1 protein-coding gene is annotated in these 414 nt (G+C 66.2%); it reads right to left on the minus strand.

Annotated elements, in window-relative coordinates:
- Positions 1-414: IS256 family transposase (locus tag AC6LJ2_RS30070; protein ID WP_498152764.1), on the minus strand; the 414-nt coding region annotated here is incomplete at both ends.

The following is a 414-nucleotide window of genomic DNA, read 5'->3' on the forward strand; positions in this document are numbered from 1 at the left end:
GCGGATGGCCGGGGGGAACATAAAGAACGGGATCACCCGGTCCCACGCTCGGCGCCAGGCATCGACGATCGGCGAGTAGCGTTGCCCCCAGGGCCCCCGCTCGAACTCTGCCAGGGCCGCCAGCGCGGCTTCGACAGTGGGCGCGGTGTAAATGGGCTTGAGCGCCGCTGCGACCGTACGCCGCTCCTTCCAGCTGGCGTAGTCCAGGCTGGCGCGGATCAGGTGCACGATGCAGGTCTGTAGCGTCGTGGCCGGGAACACCGAGTTCAAGGCCTGCTCCATGCCCTTCAGACCATCGGTGACCGCGATCAGGATGTCCTGGGTGCCACGGGTCTTAAGCTCGTTGAACACCTTCATCCAGAACTTGGCGCCCTCGGTCTGCTCGATCCACAGGCCCAGGATGTCCCGGGTGCC

The organism is Achromobacter sp. 1014246743, assembly GCF_059760725.1.